At 46.3% G+C, this 16441-nt stretch carries 13 protein-coding genes; 6 read left to right on the plus strand and 7 right to left on the minus strand.

Annotated features, from left to right (window positions below):
• Positions 1-284: 284 nt before the first annotated feature.
• The 3 genes from ACJJI0_RS01410 (at position 285) to ACJJI0_RS01420 (ending at position 6167) form a co-directional block, all read left to right on the plus strand.
• Positions 285-680 carry a YMGG-like glycine zipper-containing protein gene (locus ACJJI0_RS01410; protein WP_252082282.1) on the plus strand — a complete coding sequence of 132 codons (396 nt, stop codon included), beginning with the start codon at positions 285-287 and terminating at the stop codon, positions 678-680.
• A gap of 174 nt (positions 681-854) precedes the next feature.
• Complete coding sequence (gene ahr / locus ACJJI0_RS01415) at positions 855-1871, plus strand: NADPH-dependent aldehyde reductase Ahr (protein ID WP_444884340.1); 1017 nt, start codon at positions 855-857, stop codon at positions 1869-1871.
• A gap of 771 nt (positions 1872-2642) precedes the next feature.
• Positions 2643-6167 (plus strand): amino acid adenylation domain-containing protein, encoded by a 3525-nt coding sequence (locus ACJJI0_RS01420; protein WP_444884341.1) that lies wholly within the window; start codon positions 2643-2645, stop codon positions 6165-6167.
• A gap of 207 nt (positions 6168-6374) precedes the next feature.
• On the opposite strand, the gene ACJJI0_RS01425 is transcribed toward ACJJI0_RS01420, so the two are convergent.
• Entirely contained in the window at positions 6375-7673 is a 1299-nt protein-coding gene (locus tag ACJJI0_RS01425; RefSeq protein WP_444884342.1) for a type II toxin-antitoxin system HipA family toxin, read from the minus strand.
• On the minus strand, positions 7667-8050 hold the full coding sequence (locus ACJJI0_RS01430) for a helix-turn-helix transcriptional regulator (protein ID WP_444884343.1): 384 nt from the start codon (positions 8048-8050) through the stop codon (positions 7667-7669). Before ACJJI0_RS01430 ends, ACJJI0_RS01425 begins: the two co-directional genes overlap by 7 nt.
• A 1264-nt stretch (positions 8051-9314) precedes the next feature.
• Between ACJJI0_RS01430 and ACJJI0_RS01435 the strand changes: the two genes are divergently transcribed.
• The 3 genes from ACJJI0_RS01435 (at position 9315) to ACJJI0_RS01445 (ending at position 11656) form a co-directional block, all read left to right on the plus strand.
• The gene (locus tag ACJJI0_RS01435; RefSeq protein WP_444884344.1) at positions 9315-9617 is read left to right on the plus strand and encodes a DUF1330 domain-containing protein; all 303 of its coding nucleotides are present in this window, start codon (positions 9315-9317) and stop codon (positions 9615-9617) included.
• A gap of 651 nt (positions 9618-10268) precedes the next feature.
• A complete protein-coding gene (locus tag ACJJI0_RS01440) occupies positions 10269-10859 on the plus strand; it encodes a hypothetical protein (RefSeq protein WP_444884345.1) in 591 nt (196 codons plus the stop codon).
• Positions 10860-11071: 212 nt separating this feature from the next.
• The gene (locus ACJJI0_RS01445; RefSeq protein WP_444884346.1) at positions 11072-11656 is read left to right on the plus strand and encodes a hypothetical protein; all 585 of its coding nucleotides are present in this window, start codon (positions 11072-11074) and stop codon (positions 11654-11656) included.
• Positions 11657-12163: 507 nt separating this feature from the next.
• Here ACJJI0_RS01445 and ACJJI0_RS01450 read toward each other — a convergent pair.
• From ACJJI0_RS01450 to ACJJI0_RS01470, 5 genes are all read right to left on the minus strand, one after another.
• Complete coding sequence (locus tag ACJJI0_RS01450; protein WP_444884347.1) at positions 12164-13330, minus strand: patatin-like phospholipase family protein; 1167 nt, start codon at positions 13328-13330, stop codon at positions 12164-12166.
• Between the two features lie 126 nt (positions 13331-13456).
• Positions 13457-14329, minus strand: a complete 873-nt coding sequence (locus tag ACJJI0_RS01455) for an AraC family transcriptional regulator (RefSeq protein WP_444884348.1) — start codon at positions 14327-14329, stop codon at positions 13457-13459.
• A 156-nt stretch (positions 14330-14485) separates the two neighbouring features.
• Positions 14486-15028: a hypothetical protein gene (locus tag ACJJI0_RS01460; RefSeq protein ID WP_444884349.1), complete on the minus strand. Its 543-nt coding sequence runs from the start codon at positions 15026-15028 to the stop codon at positions 14486-14488.
• Positions 15028-15303, minus strand: coding sequence for a hypothetical protein (locus tag ACJJI0_RS01465; RefSeq protein ID WP_252082264.1), 276 nt, complete (start codon positions 15301-15303; stop codon positions 15028-15030). The genes ACJJI0_RS01460 and ACJJI0_RS01465 overlap by 1 nt, the downstream gene beginning before the upstream one ends.
• A 278-nt stretch (positions 15304-15581) precedes the next feature.
• Positions 15582-16115, minus strand: coding sequence for a mechanosensitive ion channel family protein (locus tag ACJJI0_RS01470; RefSeq protein WP_444884350.1), 534 nt, complete (start codon positions 16113-16115; stop codon positions 15582-15584).
• Positions 16116-16441 lie beyond the last annotated feature (326 nt).

Below are 16441 nucleotides of genomic sequence, written 5' to 3' on the forward strand. Positions count from 1 at the left end.
GGGTGAATTTTTATGTGAGAGCTTGTTTTTAAGCTTTTGCTTGGCAGGTAGGCCCCTTTCCTTGAAGGCTCCCTGAAGACCTCTTAACTTTTTCCTCCAGGCAATCACAATGGCTTTGGCAGGTTCGAAAGCCATATCAAATTCCGATTGTTAGGCTATCTGGTCACTCTTTTCTTCGCTTTTTCTCACTGTCGACTGGCGCCATCTTCAACCAACAGCTAAACCTAAAGATGAAAAGCGTGACATGTACGCAATCTCTAGGCTCAGGCTGTAAGAGGTGACCGATGAAAACTGGTATTAGCGCAACTGCAGGATTTTGCATAGCTCTATTAGCTGGCTGTGCTGCTCAACCGGAACAGGTACCTGGTGCCGGTGGCATTGTGATTGATACCTGGGGTGTCAATATGAACCAGTATCAAATCGACCTCTCTGAGTGTAAGGGGATTGCTTATTCCACCTACAGCGACCAGGGGCGCCGGGGGTTAACCGGTGCTGCGGGCGGTGCTGTAGTGGGCGGCGCGCTGGGCGCTATTGTTGGTGATAGCAGTCGCGCAGCGGCGGCAGGTGCTGGAGCGGGCGCTCTGGTGGGTGGTCTCTCTGGTGCTGGCAGTGCCGGTGCAGAAGCCCAGCAGATTATCAAGAACTGTCTGCGCGGGCGCGGATATCGCGTGCTCAATTAATTCCCCTCACAGGAGTTAGCCAGGTTTTCTCGTGGGTCCTCTGATATTCGGCAACCTCACAGGACTTGGCTTGGGCCGGGAAACCCCCGGCTCTTTTTTTTCATTCTTCTTAGCCGCGGCTTTTTAGGCCGAATGCACAGGGTTGATCTTCAGTGAATACCACGGGAGTAGGTTATGACCAGTGGGACTACCATTAATGCCTATGGGGTTATGCAAGCCGGCGGGCCCTTTAAACCGTATCAGGTAGAAGTGGGGGATCTGGGAGCAACAGAGGTGGAGTTGGAGGTGCTCTACTGTGGTATTTGCCACAGTGATCTCAGCATGATTGAGGATGAGTGGGGGGTGTCCAAGTTCCCCATGGTTGCGGGTCATGAAGTGATTGGACGGGTGTTGGCTGCGGGAGAGCAGGCCGGGCACTTTAAGCCCGGTACGGTTGTCGGCCTGGGTTGGAATTCCGGCTATTGTGAGACCTGCCACTACTGCCGGCGGGGCGATCAAAATTTGTGTGCCGAAGCTCGCTTTACCACTCTTACCGGCGGGGGCTTTGCCGATAAAGTTCGTGCAGATATGGGTAGCCTGGTGGTTATTCCAGAGGGAGTAGACTTAGTTTCGGCTGGGCCTCTCCTGTGTGGCGGCATTACGGTGTTTAACCCTCTGATACAGTTTGATATTCAACCGACGGCTAAAGTGGGGGTGATTGGTATAGGAGGTCTGGGGCATTTGGCCTTGATGTTTTTGAATGCCTGGGGTTGTGAGGTAACGGCATTTACTTCCAGTGAGCATAAGCGCACCGAAGCTTTGTCTCTCGGTGCTCACAAGACATTGAATTCACGTGATCCGGAGGAAATTAAATCAGCCTCCATGAGTTTCGATTTCATAATCTCCACGGTCAATGTCAATCTGGATTGGGATTTATATATTCAGGCTTTAAAACCAAAAGGGCGCCTGCATTTTGTCGGTGCTGTTGTGGATCCAATCCAGTTTACCCTCTTCCCCATGATATTTGGCCAGCGCGATATCTCAGCTTCTCCAGTGGGCAGCCCTGCAGCCATTGAAACGATGCTTGACTTTGTCGCACACCATCAGATCAGGCCGCAGGTGGAAATTTATCCTATGAGCCAGATAGAAGAAGCTTTTAAGCATTTGAAGTCGGGCAATCCCAAGTATCGTATCGTGCTGTCCAGGGAGTAATAGGAGGGATTGGGGTGCTATTAGGATCATTGCGGTCAATGGCGATCTTCTCAAACCTTTCGATACGCGGGGTCTGATTTTATTTTCTTTATTTGTTCTTAGTAAGCTGTAAATAAACCGCTTAATCTTGATGGCACTTAAGGTGCCTTTTTTCTGGTTGTTATTCCTCTCTGTGAACATTTTCGAAATGCAGGTAGGCATGCATGTACCATTTATTTGAATGCTCAATGAGAGTGAATCATTTTCTAGTGAATTTTTAACTGTGGGTGCAGTCGTATAAATTTCTTTGGCAATAAAAAATAAATATAAGGTGGTTATATTAAGGTTGATCTGCAGGGTTGCGAGGGAAGGGTTTTAGGTGCTTGTTTATCAAGTTTTCCCCTGAAAGATAACTCAACAATTTACTTGCTAGAGCTTTTGTCTGCGTAGCGTTTGTTTGTTGGTTTAGAGTTCTTGGAGGTACTTATTTAAAAGATGAAGCTTTGGTGTAAGCTAAAAACTTCTCTAAATAGAGAATTTAGTATCAGTTTGAGTGTTACACTTTTTGTAAGGTTCAAATAAATATTTGTACTTGTGTGTTTGGTTTTAAATTTAGGGGAGCTCTAAAAAGTAAGAAACTTGACCAAGTTTGAAAGACATTAATTTGCATTGAAAGTTAATTTCCAGATCTTTAATAAAGATAAAAGGTAAGATTCTGTGAGTAGTCCAGTTAAAAACTCCAAAATAAGATCCCAGTTCAATATTTCAATCTGCCACTTGATTGCACAGCAAATGAAAGCAGCTCCTCATCGCATAGCGATTATTGATGGGGAGGTCAGAGTGAGCTACGAGTGCCTGCTGCAGCGGGCCGGCGCGATTGCGGCGGAGCTTGAGCGCCGGGATATTCAACCCGGCGCCTTGGTGGGGGTATGCATGAAGCGCTCCTGGGAGCTTGTGGCAACTTTAATTGGCGTAATGCGAGCAGGGTGTGCCTATGTACCTTTGGATCCAGCTTACCCTCAAGATCGTGTGGGTTACATGCTGGAACATTCAGGTGCTGTGACAGCTATCGTGGATAGTGATGGCTCTGCGGACCTATGTCGCGAAGTGGGTGAGTTAATCTGGCTCAACAGAGTGAGTGCTCAAGGCAAAGAATTTCTAGCTGATTCAGCGGGGCCATCAGCCAGTGACTTGGCCTATGTGATCTATACCTCTGGCTCTACCGGCAAGCCAAAAGGTGTTGCGGTTGAGCATCGGTGTATTGTGGCCATGTGCCACTCTATGGATGAATTGTTCAGTGAGGAAGAACTCCGGGGGGTCTTTGCAGGGGCCTCAGTCTGTTTCGATACTTCTGTAATGGAAATCTTCGGTACCTTGTCACTTGGGGGCACAGTAATACTGGGTAAGAATATTCTGGAATTACCAAACCATCCGGCAGCAGATCAAGTCAGAACTTGCGTATCTGTCGCCTCCGCAATGCAGACATTATTAGCTTCCGAGAAGTTGCCAGCTGGACTTCAGTGTCTTGTATTTGGTGGAGAGGCATTAAAGCGGTCTCTGGTTGATCAAGTTTATACCTTGAGGCCAGGGCTGCGGTTGTTTAACGCCTATGGTCCTACCGAAGATACCGTGTACTCGACCATTGCCGAAATTAAGCCTGGCACTAAGTCGATCACAATTGGAAAATCAGTACCAGGCTCCCGTGCCTATATTTTAAATGAGTCCATGCAACCCGTTTCTTCAGGAGAAGCCGGTGAGTTGTATCTTGCAGGAGGTAAGCTGGCAAGAGGTTATTTATATGACGAAGCCCTCACTAAAGAGCGTTTCATCGAAATAGAATCTAGTGACCTCATCCAAGATAGCCGTTTATATAAAACTGGGGACCTGTGTCAGTGGGCGGAAAATGGAGAGATCGAATTTCTTGGCCGAATCGACCAGCAGGTTAAGGTCAGGGGGTTCCGCATTGAGCTTGGGGAGATAGAGTCGACGCTTGAGGCTATGCCGGGTATTGATGCTGCTGCAGCGGCCGCCGTAGATGGTGGTATTGGCCAGAAAATGCTCGCGGTCTATATTGTTAACCAGGATAAAACGGTAACAGATATAGCCGTTAAAGAGTTCCTGGCACAGCGACTTCCAAAATATATGGTCCCGCAAATTGTGAGGCACCTAGAGGTATTACCTATGCTCCCCAACGATAAGCTCGATCGCAAAAAGCTTATGGAGCTAGAGGAGGGCTATGCTGGTTTGGAATTAAGTGTTGATACAGTGAGTAATTCCAGTGACTTGATGCGGCGCCTGATTGGTTCCAGCTCAGAGCAGCAAAGCATCTTATTATCGATTATTCAAAGAGAGGTGGCCGTTCTCCTGAATTTTCCTGATCCGAAAGAAGTATCTCCAGAACAGTCCTTCTCTGGTCTCGGCCTCGATTCCCTCACAACTCTGGAATTGGCCAGACGTTTGAGTAACAACTTGGGTCGCTCGGTTGCTTCCCAGGCGATTATTAATTACGCCACTCCTAATGCCCTAGTGAACTACATCCTCGGTACTTTGAGTGATGGCGAAGCCAAGGGTTCGGATGAAAAAGTGAACCGCACTGCATCGGATTCACTTGCCAGCTTCCAATCGCATATCCAGTCCAGCCATCCTACATTCCAGGCTGCAAAAGCGCCGTCCTGGTCTGCACTGGATAAGAGTAAGCTGGTGCAGGAAGTCATGTATATGGTGAACGACCAGCGCAGAAATCCCTACAGCAAAGTCCTGCGCACAGGTAGCGCCACTCATGGCACGGTGAGTGATGTTTACAACGATGAAGAACAGGAAGCAATAATCTGGACCACCAATCTATATCTTGGCCTGAACCGAGATAAGAAAGTTATGCAGGAGGCCGCTTCCGCAGTAGCGAAATTTGGTACTGGTATGGGGACCTCTGCGGCAGCATCAGGCCTCACAGATCTTCACCTGGAGTTCGAGACCGAGTTTGCACAGCTGGTCGGAAAGCCGAGCGCTTGCCTGTTCCCAACAGGTTATACCGCTAATGTTGGAGTGGTTGCAGGGCTTCTTGGTAAAGACGATGTAGTGGTTATCGACCAGCTTTGTCATGCATCTATTGTGGATGGTGCTCGTCTTTGTGGTGCCACGATTAGGACCTTTAAACATAATGATGTGGCCGACCTGGAGTCTGTGCTTGAGTCGGAGGTATCCCCATACCGAACGGTCCTGGTTGTTCTGGAGGGCGTATACAGCATGGGAGAGGGCGCCGCACCGGTAGCCAAAATTGTCCGCGCGGCCAAGAAATATGACGCGCTTGTCTTGGTAGATGAGGCACATTCTTTCGGTTTTTATGGTGAAGGTGGCGCGGGCATTTGTGCCGCTCAGGGAGTTACCGATCAAGTAGACTTTATTATGACAACGCTCAGTAAGGCACTTGGTAGCCTCGGTGGCGTTATTGCGGCGAAGGAAGAATATGTAGATCTTTTGAGATCATCATCCAGAGCTTACATTTTCCAGGCTTCGATCAGTCCTGCAGATATTGCCGCGGCATTGACTGCTTTGCGCAGGCTCAGTACTGATGATGGTTTACGGGAGCGGCTCTGGGATACGACACGCTATATGCGGCAGCGCTTCGAACAAGCTGGCTATGATTTGGGAACAGGGGATGGGCCTATTGTCACGCCGCACTTTAGTAGCAAAGACAAGCTGTTTGCGATAGTACAGGAATTATATAAACGTGGTGTTCAGACATCAGCGGTTACCTATCCCATAGTGGAGAGTGGGCGTGGCCGACTCCGGCTTATTTGCTCGGCAGCCCACACGAAAGAGGATGTCGATAAAACTGTTGAAGCTTTGATTGAGGCGGAGCGGGAAGTTGATAGCTCATTGGTGGCTAGTAAAGAGCAATCGATGGATTCAAACTCTGCACAGTCCGAAGTAGAAGATTGGGCTCATAGTTTTTCCAGCTATCTTAAACGATCACTGGCCAAGCGCTCTGGTCCAACGCCAAACTTGTCTTTATCCATTCGTGTTTCTGACCAGTCAGAGCCAGTAAGGATTTTGTATTACGACGGCAATGTCACCTTGAGCGATCATGAAATTTCCGGTCTGCCTACGTGTTCAATTCTTCTTAAAAGCAGCGGGGCTGTTTCCGCCTTGCACTCCTCCGATGTACAAAGTCTGCTTAAGAGCATCTGCGAAGGAGGCTGTGTGTTAAATGGCCAAGTGGAAGCGTTTATTTGGTTTATCGCGCGCATGGTTGATCTGCGGCGAGGCTCTAAAGAGTCGGCGCGCAGTGAGTTGCGCCGCGAGCAAGCCGTTTGCTAGTTGAGGTGAAGAAATAACTTAGCGCCAAAAAGGCTCTAGATGTTTGGCCCCTAGGCAAATGCTGCGGGGCCTCTATCCAAATTAAGATGGCAGCTGGGAAGCTCAGATAAGAGTATCTACAGAAGCAGAGGGGTTACAGGGTTTCTACAGTTGTGTTTCTACTCCGTAGAGCCGTCCTCCTTGCAGGCTTACTGTTTTGCTTATCTATCAGCAGAGTTGTCGAAGGTTTTGACTAATTTCGACTGTCCAGCTTTCAGAAACCCCAGCGCGTTCAGCAAAGCCCTGCCACTGCTTCACGGCTGCTGCTACCTCTTCAATAATATCCATGGGCCGTTTAATACTGATTGCTCTTCCCACGGCAAGCAAATCCTCAAGTTGGAAGTGGTCGCGTTTGCCGTTGATACTCATCTGATGCTGGCTGGTCCAGGCGCCGCCCGGATTGTGGGCATAGGTTACATCGAATGCTGGCGATAGAGACCATTCGCCTTCGGGGTTCATCAGGAACGCAATATTCTTTGTATGATCATCCTGGTTTCTGGCTAATACATTGAATACCATTCGGCGATATTGCTGAATCGCCTCATTCTTGGGCAGGTAAAGTTCACGCATAACGCTAAAGGCTTGTTCGTATGAATGGGCACCAGCCATGTTGAAATCCAGGTGCGCGATGCCGCAGAGAGACTGCATATGTAGTTTCTTGCCATTCACCCGATCGAAGCGCCGCGTCATAAAGTGCGCTCTGCCATTTTCTTGCAAGAGTTGGCAGTCTGCCATGTTAATACCGGCTTCGATGGCCATCAGATGATAAGCATATTCAATGCGTCCATACCCATCGGTTGTACCGAGCTCAAGGTCTCCGGCACCATCGAATTTTAGTAGCCAATAATCGTAATCACTGGATGCGGGAACTTGGCCTGAACGTATATCTCCTTTGTTATTGATGGCGATAACTGCTTTTGCTCTGGCGCCCCCAGCGCTAGTGCCCACTCTTAATATGTCTAGCAGTGCACCGGATTTCTCCGCATCGCTGTTGCCAAGTTGGGCGTTAAGGTCGGTCTGCTTATGAGTGATTGTTGCTGCTAGTTTTACCAGTTCTTCAATATTGAGAACGACGGAATCCCTAAAACTACCATCTACTGCAGGCTGAAATTCCAGTGCGCCCATTCCACGGGTACCGGTATAGCAAAGTCGTTCAATAGGGTTAAAGCTTTCCGGAGTTCTCCCCTGTCGGGCGAGCCAGGCATCAATAACGGCATTACCGAATTTGTCCGGCAGGCAGTCTGCAAGGAGCCCCGGTAAGCCCTTAAAGGTGTCCCGACTGAGAGTGCGGAACGTATAGGGCTCCTTTGAAGCTTCGATAGGCATAGTAATTGGAGCAATATCCAATCCACTCTGCAGAAATTCCGGTGCGTACTCAAAGGCTCCATACCCAGTACTATCCCAGTGGACGGCCCCAACTATCTCTCCCCATAATTGCACCACTGCAGTATTTGTTTGGCTTACCATTCTGGTTTACCTCTCTTTTTAATTTTGCTTTCGCGTGTCTTGGAGGGGCTTTCTGCAGTGGTCTCTTTAAGCGCTTTCTCAGCGCTAGAGGCTCTGGCTCTTTTTCGCTGTTTGCCGTGAAGAGCAAGTTGCATAGGGCTGACTGTTGGGGCCGGGAGAAAAGCTTCCAGTGCGTCCAATCGGCGTAGGACTCTCAGTGCGGCGACCAGGCTGTCTAGCCTGCCGCGACCAGCCTCTAAACCTTTGATGGTGGAGGTGGATAAGCCGGCACGTTCAGCCATATCATCCTGGGTGAGATTCATGCGCAAGCGATACTCTCTAAGCCGGTCGCCCAGTGTCGCAAGTATCTGCTTATCGGATTGTCCATGGAGGTTCATAATAGCTGTTTTTCAATCTTTTATGAGTGAAAATATACTTTAATAGGTAATTTTTTGTCTATTATATCAGGATTGGATGATATGTCATTAATAGGTGCATTTACACCTTTTAAGCTTAGTCTAACCTTTTATTAGGTGTAAAAGCATCTTTTAGAGTAGTGCAGGGAGTCGCTAATTAAACTGTGAAGCGGATACCTCTCCCTCGCGGCAGGGATGAGATGGGTAGGTAGGGATATCCAGTTGGCCGGGAAGAGAGTTACCGACAATGGTAAAAAGAGGCGAAATCTAATAGCTCACATCGCATTTCTTTGCGTAGAGCTTTCCAGTGTTGACAGACGTTGTATCTCCTACACTTTTGATCCCACAAAATCATTGCTCCACTTGTGGGGATGATGGGCAATGGAGAGGGTGTGGGCTTGGTTCATATCAATGAAAAACAAGAATTGATGTTTGGTGGCTGGGATACCAGTGGAAGGGATTTGCTCAACTATCATGGAGGGATTATACGGTGGGTAAAACAATGCTCGTATTTCTTATTTTATGGATTGGATAGAAGCTTCTATATCTGCAGAAGAATAGAAGTAGCGCTTAGGGTTGGCAGGAGGCTACAGGAGGTAAAAGGATGAGTTTCTGAGTTGAGTTTATTGCGTGGCATATTTGTAACTCGCTATTTGGATACTATTGTAAGAATGTTATGTATAACCAGCCACTGGCATTTTTGACACACAACACTGATGAAAATCCGATTTCGAAATTTTAATCGTGGAGAGGATCAGTATCCCTGGATTAAAAATATACCCGGTGAGCTGATACGGAAGCCGAAATATTTAGTAGCTTGGGAGTTTTTGCAGTTCTTATTTGCTGTACTCGGGAGCGCTATGGTGTATTTTTATGCGGCCTCGTGGGAGCATTGGGTGCTCATTGGCATACCTGCTAGTTATTTAGCGGCCGCTTTATTACTGGCTTTTGATAATCCTTTGTATAGAGCTGTATCACTTCTCTCTGTGCTGGCTAGTATAGTGTTTTTACTATATCTGGGTTCTCAGGAAGGGAATGCCACCCTCTTATTAATTCCGGGGGGCTTTCTGGCTTGTTGGTGCAGCAGTATGTATTTGGGACGCAATGCGAAATCCTATTATGCTTGGTGTAAAGCGAAACGTTTATGATTTTGGTCTGGGGGAGAGACTAGTTATCAATTAGCCAAGTTCCTAGGCAGAAATGTATCACCCAGAGAGTAATCGAAGGTTGGATTTGGAGTGCTGAAATGTATGAGATGCTAGTAGGTTTGGATGTCAGTAATGATGATGTCTACCAAGTATATCGTGACGCTATGAGGCCTATGTTGGCGTCTTATGGTGGTTCGTTTGGCTATGATTTTAGGGTGTCAGAGGTGTTGAAATCTGAGAGTAATTTTAAAATAAATCGTGTGTTTACAATCAGGTTTCCATCTGAGCAGATAATGAATGACTTTTTCTCCAGTCCTAAATATACGGCTGTAAAGAAAAAGTATTTTGAGTTGTCGGTTCTTAGTACAACGATTATAGCTGGCTATGAAAAGCATACTTAGTGGAGTGCGAAGTATGGGGTGCCTTGTTAATTCCTGCCAGGGTTCAGATTTTTGGCCCCCAGCCTTTCTGGGCTTCTTTTACATTTTCAGTTTATATTCCCTGTATGTCAGCCGATAAATTTTGGGGGGGGCTGGGCCCACTTTATGATCCAATGCCATTAGTGATGCGGGGCTATATTCGTTAGCAATTTTCCACTTGGTATCCTTGTGCTATTTGTGTTGCATAGACAAATGGTACTTGAGGATTTTGGTTTGTGCTTCTGAGATTTACCTGATCATAAATTTTATCAAAATCCACATGGCAGGCTTTAGGGGGAGAAGGGGTTCAATAGAAAAAAGTGTGAGCCTCTTCTAGTTGCCCTAATAAAAATCATTAAGGATGTTGACATTCAAAGGTAAGCAAGTAACCTCGAAAAAGGTTACATTTGTCAATTCTGACATGTTGTGGCTATACCTAGCTCTTCACAAAAGTTACTGGCTTGGTGATTGGTCAGGGTAATGTTATTTGGTACTTGTGTTCAGGTTCTTGTGGCAGAACCCATATGAAAGGAATGGGCTCTTGCGGGGCGGGAAACTATTGGCCTTGGCATGTAATACATAAGGTGGTCGCACTGTCTGGAATTTTTCCCTTATAGATTTAAAGGAATATATATGTATATCGAAAGTGATTTCAAAAAAGAGATCGAGGGGCTTTTGGATCCGGCGGATCGTACCGCGCAACATATCGAAGCTTGCTGGCAGGTATACAATAATGCTGCCACCACTAAGGATGGAAAGATCGTCGCTGGTAGTATTGAAGATTTGCATGAGGCGTTAAAGGTTTTTGGGCCAACCAATTCAAGAGATAACGGCTCGGTGTTGAGAACAAAAACCTGGTCAATTATTTTGAATGACGCATGGATATTGGGAGCCGTGCACGCCAAAGCTGAGGTGGAGCTGGTTTCCCGGCCGACTTCCTCGACTATCGCTAATAAAGACTTTAAGAGTGGTGACCCTCTGGATCGTATTTTTAGGGTGACCGGTAGAGAGCTAATCGGACTGAAAAGTTTCGGTTATTCTGTGGTTCAGGGTCCCCTGATCTACAAGAGCCACACTGCTAAGGTTATTAATATGATGAGCTGTATAGATCATCGTTTGGCTGAAAGTGCCACCTTCAGCAAGTACAAAGAGACGATTATACGTCAGGCGGGGGTTATGGCTTATAAAGGTATTACAGCCATTAATAGCTTTCTGGATGCTTAGAGCGTTTTTAGGAAGGCTGATGTTTAATTATTAGCTTCCCGGCTTTATATTTTTCTACCGTTCCGCTGTTAAAAATAGAGTTGTATTCTTTCTCTTATATCTGCACTAATAGCGCTGTAAAAATTGCTTTCCTTGCGGCCAGTTTGTTGGGTTGGGCAGGTAGTCTTGATTGCCGATTATATTTTTTATTGCTTCTTGATGAGGTTTAGCTTGTGAGTTTTGTTTTTCGTGAGGGGGCCAGTGGCAAAGAAAAAGTTTATACCCTGGTATCCATGACGATAGTGCTTTTATTGATGGGTTCTGCCAGCGTTGGTAGATACCAGTTCTATGAGAATCCAGGCTATGGTGGTGTAATTGTTGGGCTTTTGGCTGCGATTTGGGTTCTACCTGCTCTCCTGGATAAGCACCCCTCAAATAAGATAATCCGCTCGAATATTGTTATTCGGGGTATTTACTGGGTTCTGTGGTATTTAATTTCTTATGGGCTGACTTGGGGAGCGGTGTATTATGCTATCCCCGCATACTATACAAATACGTTTGGCGAAGAGGCTAGCTTTGAGCAGGTTGTTACCCGTAAAGAGGTGAGGACAGGTCGCTTGGGGCATACTTGCTATAGTATTGATTATGGTCAGCCTTACTCTACATGTGTAAATCAACGTTTCTTTGACTCGGTTGAGACGGGAGATACTATAAGGCTTAATGTGTTAGAAAGTCACTCTGGTTACTTTGTGCGCTCTGTCCAAAAGTTGAACTCTAAAAATGCTTCAGGAGAACTGATTGGAATATTGCAATTTTAAAGTGGTTTGTTGCCTGGGTGTGCAAGGGCAGTGTAAGGCATCAGGGGTTTGAGAATGTTGGTTCTTTAATTGCTCTATTTAATCCCTCTTATCTCTATGTCTTGAGGTCTGCCCCAGAATCAACTATTAATACCAGCGGTTGCGCCTATGGAGTCGCTTTAGGTAGTCCCGCTCGCGATAATAGAGATCATCGTCATAGCAAATAAAATCACAGAATCTCTTATCGCTAACACAGTCGGCTGGAATCTCCCGGTTATTTTTAAGGCACCGATAGTAAACATGCTTGCAGGTTCGCAGGCATCTTTTGCGGGCCTCCTGCTCATTGAGGCTCCTCGCCAAGGAGAGTGAGGAGGCTCCTAAAAACACTAGGAGTATGCATGTTACCAGCGTCAATTTTCCAGTTGCCATACTGATTGCCGCATCTGTGAATGTCTCACCGGGAAACAGTAATGTTTACCGTGATGAAAAGCAAACTATACCTGTGTGGAAAGTGTTTTAGAGTAATAATTACCCATTCTGCTTGAGGTTACTGATTACCTGATCAATCTCTACTTGGTTTTCGCTGATCAGTCTATCGGCGAGAATTTTTAGTTTATCGATTGATTTGTAGTCAAATGGATCGACATATGGGTCGATAATTTCCACGTTTAAATAGTTATAACTGATTCTTCCTTTAGGACTTAGAGAGCTTGCAATCTCCAGAGTATATAGTTGTTGGTCATCCATGGACCTTTGCACACCGGATATAAGATCTTGAAGCCAGTTAATTTTCCCCCAACTTTTTAGGTTCCTGTAATTGGTCTCCATTGTGGCCAATGGTGATGTGCCGGATCCGAGAATCAACACATAGTAGTTTTTCCCCGGAAATTCTTTAATGATATCGCGTAATATAATACTGGTGGGGTTGTTTGCGTATATAGCGGCATCAGCGTAATAGCGGTGACGAATATCCCGCCCAGTAGTTATAAAATCGACAGGAGGGTATAGAGTCTCTGCGCTAGCTGCGGCGGTGACCAGTTGATACAGTGTGTCCGTTGGCAGTTTGTTAACCGTTTCGCCACGGTTTTTGAACAGATGTAACTGGCCTGTATGTATATTGAAAGAAGGTATAATGATGTAATTTTTTAGATCAGTGAAATTTATTTCATCGGTATAGTGTTTCTCGATGGTGTTGCGTAGGCGCTCTCCGCTAAAGCGAGGCGAGAAAAAACCATTCCCGCTCATTAATTTGTGATACCAGGGTGATGAAAATAGGTATCTGCTTTCATTTTTATAAATATCGATTACTTTCTCAGTTTTAGTTCTTGAGTCTATTTTTTCTGGGATACCTTCTTGATTTGGTATCTGGGTGACATTGAGCCCTGTGGCAATGATGGCGCCAGTTGATACTCCGCTAAAAACATCAAAGAGTTCATCAATAGGCTTGCCAGTCTGTTGTTCTATAAATTGGATAACATAGAGTGGTATTAATCCACGTATACCCCCTCCGTCTATAATCAGAATTTTAATAGTATCTTTGTCTTTGAGAGAGTCATTGCTATTAATAAACTCGTCTGTAACCGGGTAAGCGTTAAATTTAATGCTCTGGGTTAGGCGATAATTGTAGAAATACAATAGCCCCACAAAAGCAATGATAACAACGACCAGGATGGTCGATATGTGGCTGGTTTTCATGGGGCGACCTGTGCTCTTTAATCCATATCATAGAGAGTGCAGGTGGTAGGATTAGTTTTATTATTTTGAGTGATTTATGGGGCGCTTCTTAGCTGCATATTTATTGTATTTTCTCAACCCTTGCTGTTAGATATTTTCTTCTATGGGAAGAAATATATCTGTAATGATTTTACTCTCAGGTACTTCGGGAAAAAAATTTATCCGCTCAAAAAAGATCGGGAAATCACGAACTGCAAAAGTTGAATGATCCAACCAATGAAAGTATAGATGCTGAACAGCCGCTCTAATGGTATCGTCACTGCCTAAGTGCCTTATGACTGCGCATTTCCCTGCCGGAATTACTTTGTTGACTATATTCCTTTCACTGGCATCAATGGGGTATTGCACGGTACAGCAGACATCAAATCTGTATTGATCAGGGGGTGTGGTTACTGGGTCATCATAAACCAGGTTGAAAGTTCTGCTATTACGTGGTGAAAGCCCTTGAGCCTTCCGCCATTGGATAAACTGTTTGATAGTAGCACCCAGGTGGTGGGCTGGGCCTCTATGTTCCATGGCGGCGAGTTGAGTCTCGGGGAATTCAACAATGGTTACTTCGTATTTCGCTGTATTTCTCATAAAGTGACTCCTAAGTGCTGTAACTGGTTCATAGTGCTTATGCCAAACTTCCCAGTCTGGAGCGCGGCGAAATTCTGAGGGGCTCTTGCCAAAGAGTTTCTTAAAGGCTCGTGCAAAGGCCTCGTGGCTGTCGTAGCCACTCTCCAGGGCGATATCCACCACCTTTTTGTCTCTATAGGTGAGTTGATAGGCTGCCCTTTTTAATCTCAATCGCCTGATTAGGGCTATTACCGGCATTCCAAAAAAGGCGGAGCATTGCCGGTGAAAATGATATTTAGACAAGTTGGTGTATTGGCAGAGTTTGTCGATATCGAGTTCGGAGTCGAGGTTTTCCTCAATATAGTGCAGTACCTGCACAAACCTATCCCTATACTCTGCCATAGCTGTCACCTCTTCTTATGAAAGTATTCTAGGACTTGTGTGTGTCTGGAACTTGACCAAAATTGCTGGATATCGTCTCAGGAGGGACTGTTGGGTTTGAGTGCGGGGAGTGGACGCGATGGAGGGGGCATAGGCCCCCAAATTTGCTACTAGGGGCTAACAGGGTGTAGAAGACCCTTTGAAGGTGTTCACCATGACTTTTGCCTCTTTGAGGCGTAATAGGTAGTCTTTTAGAGATTTAACTCCCGCCTTAACGCCAAGGGAAATCAGTTTCATCATGAGGGAAAATGCAAGTTCTGATTTCAGGTGGGGAGTAAATGCCAGGAAGGCTTTGAAAATGGAGCAGTGGATTCTTTTGAGCAGGTCTTGAATATCTTTGTTGCCGGTGGATATCTTCTCGGCTTTTTTCTCAAAGGCTTTGAGTTCATCCAGGTACTCGATAAACAGACGGTAGTTAAAGACAACGGTTCTGTGTTCTTTGTAGCCGGCTATGATGCTGCTCAGCGCATCATTGATCTTCCTGAGCGCAATATAATCTGTTCTGGAGAGACTCTCATAGGAATTAGAGAGATACGCGATCGTATCTCTCCGCAGCTGACAAAACTCGAACAGGTGTTGGTCGTGCTTTCTTATCTCATGAAGCCGGTATAACTGAATTGCAATGAAGAGAAGAGCGATCGCGAGCAATATGGAGAGCACTACTCAAACTCCTTTTCATTAACTGGCTTTTTTGGGGCCACTTTTCTGGTGGGCGGAGAATAGGAAAAGGCATTATCCATCAGCTTGAGGAACCTATCCCGATACTCCTTATTATCTGCCGCTAGTCGATCAATTTCAACTTGACGATCTTTCAATCGCCCACTGTACATCCAGAACAATAAATAGTGTGCAAAGATGAAAAAAATGACAAACAAGCCATTTTTCAGGCCCATTTCCTGTACGAAGTGGAGTATATCTTTGAGGGTATCGGTCATGCAGTCCCTTAAAGCCAATTTCATTGAATCTTGCGCATTTTTAACTATTGAGACGGTTGAAGCAAATTACTTCGCTGGAGATGGGAAGTGGTAAGAACTTTTTTTGTGCCTTTTGTAGAGATTTTGTGGGCCTGTTTTTTTGTTATTTAGGTGTAGCCAGCCAGCCAGATGGCATGGTTTTCTGTATGGGAGAGAAGGGCGCGTTGGTACAAAAGTTCCAGAGAGGACTTGTCGCTTTCAGGTGTCCCGCCCTGAATTGAGGGCGGGAAAGTAGAGAGCTATTGCGCTTCAGTCTGGCCGGCTTCCGGCAGCTTTGCAGGTGCTTCAGTCTGCTGCTTGCTGGGGTTTTTGATTACGCCTTTTTGCAGAATTAAAGTGTTTGGGTAAGTAATTAATTCTTCGCCGCGCCTGATGAGAACATGAAATAGTGTGATCTCCTCAATAGTGCCGGAGATATCGTCGTCTTTGTCTATCACCCGAATCTGGTCGCCAACCCGGTAGGGAAAGCCGAAGAAAATAATCAGGCTGGCGGTAATATTACTCAGTATCGACCACTGAGCAAAAAGTGCTACGCCAATTACTGCGAACACAGAGGAGAGAAAAATGGAAACCTGGGTGTATTCAAACCCCAGGGCACTGATCAGCAGCACCAGATGGAATACCAAGACGGCAATACTGATGGTTTTGGAGATATATTTGAGGCGATAGGGCTTCACCGCTCTGGCCTGCCCGAACCGGTTGATAGCGGAGGAGCTAAGCCTCATGCAGATAAAATAGGAGGCCACGATCAGTGCCGCTATAGCCAAATTCATTTTTTGTCTCGTCTCCGTACTGTGTTCACTCGGGTGGGGGCTGTTGCTTTTTTAGGGCGGGCCTTGTCATCGATCATTACCCGCCTGTTGCGCGGATCATAATCCCAGGCAGCTATGCTGCCAAGCGGCCACTTGGAGGGAGGTTGTGGTCCGTTGCTTGGCTTTACCCAAGAGTGCACTGGGTTCACAGTATGCTCGAATAGCCCGTAGAAGGTATTTACACCTTGCGGGTCCCCGCTACAGGGTACCCGTTTTAGTGTGTGTTGTGCTTTGTGGCCTTGCTATGGACCTGTTGCGAGCACGGCTGGCGGCTCGCTGGTCAGCCA

Source organism: Microbulbifer mixtoriginis (SeqCode) (genome assembly GCF_052466695.1).

Excerpts from the sequence above, each read along its gene's own strand:
- ACJJI0_RS01410 (WP_252082282.1), top strand. The coding sequence starts at position 285 with ATGAAAACTGGTATTAGCGCAACTGCAGGATTTTGCATAGCTCTATTA.
- ahr (WP_444884340.1), top strand. The coding sequence starts at position 855 with ATGACCAGTGGGACTACCATTAATGCCTATGGGGTTATGCAAGCCGGC.
- ACJJI0_RS01420 (WP_444884341.1), top strand. The coding sequence starts at position 2,643 with ATGAAAGCAGCTCCTCATCGCATAGCGATTATTGATGGGGAGGTCAGA.
- ACJJI0_RS01425 (WP_444884342.1), bottom strand. The coding sequence starts at position 7,673 with ATGGTAAGCCAAACAAATACTGCAGTGGTGCAATTATGGGGAGAGATA.
- ACJJI0_RS01430 (WP_444884343.1), bottom strand. The coding sequence starts at position 8,050 with ATGAACCTCCATGGACAATCCGATAAGCAGATACTTGCGACACTGGGC.
- ACJJI0_RS01435 (WP_444884344.1), top strand. The coding sequence starts at position 9,315 with ATGTATGAGATGCTAGTAGGTTTGGATGTCAGTAATGATGATGTCTAC.
- ACJJI0_RS01440 (WP_444884345.1), top strand. The coding sequence starts at position 10,269 with ATGTATATCGAAAGTGATTTCAAAAAAGAGATCGAGGGGCTTTTGGAT.
- ACJJI0_RS01450 (WP_444884347.1), bottom strand. The coding sequence starts at position 13,330 with ATGAAAACCAGCCACATATCGACCATCCTGGTCGTTGTTATCATTGCT.
- ACJJI0_RS01455 (WP_444884348.1), bottom strand. The coding sequence starts at position 14,329 with ATGGCAGAGTATAGGGATAGGTTTGTGCAGGTACTGCACTATATTGAG.
- ACJJI0_RS01465 (WP_252082264.1), bottom strand. The coding sequence starts at position 15,303 with ATGACCGATACCCTCAAAGATATACTCCACTTCGTACAGGAAATGGGC.
- ACJJI0_RS01470 (WP_444884350.1), bottom strand. The coding sequence starts at position 16,115 with ATGAATTTGGCTATAGCGGCACTGATCGTGGCCTCCTATTTTATCTGC.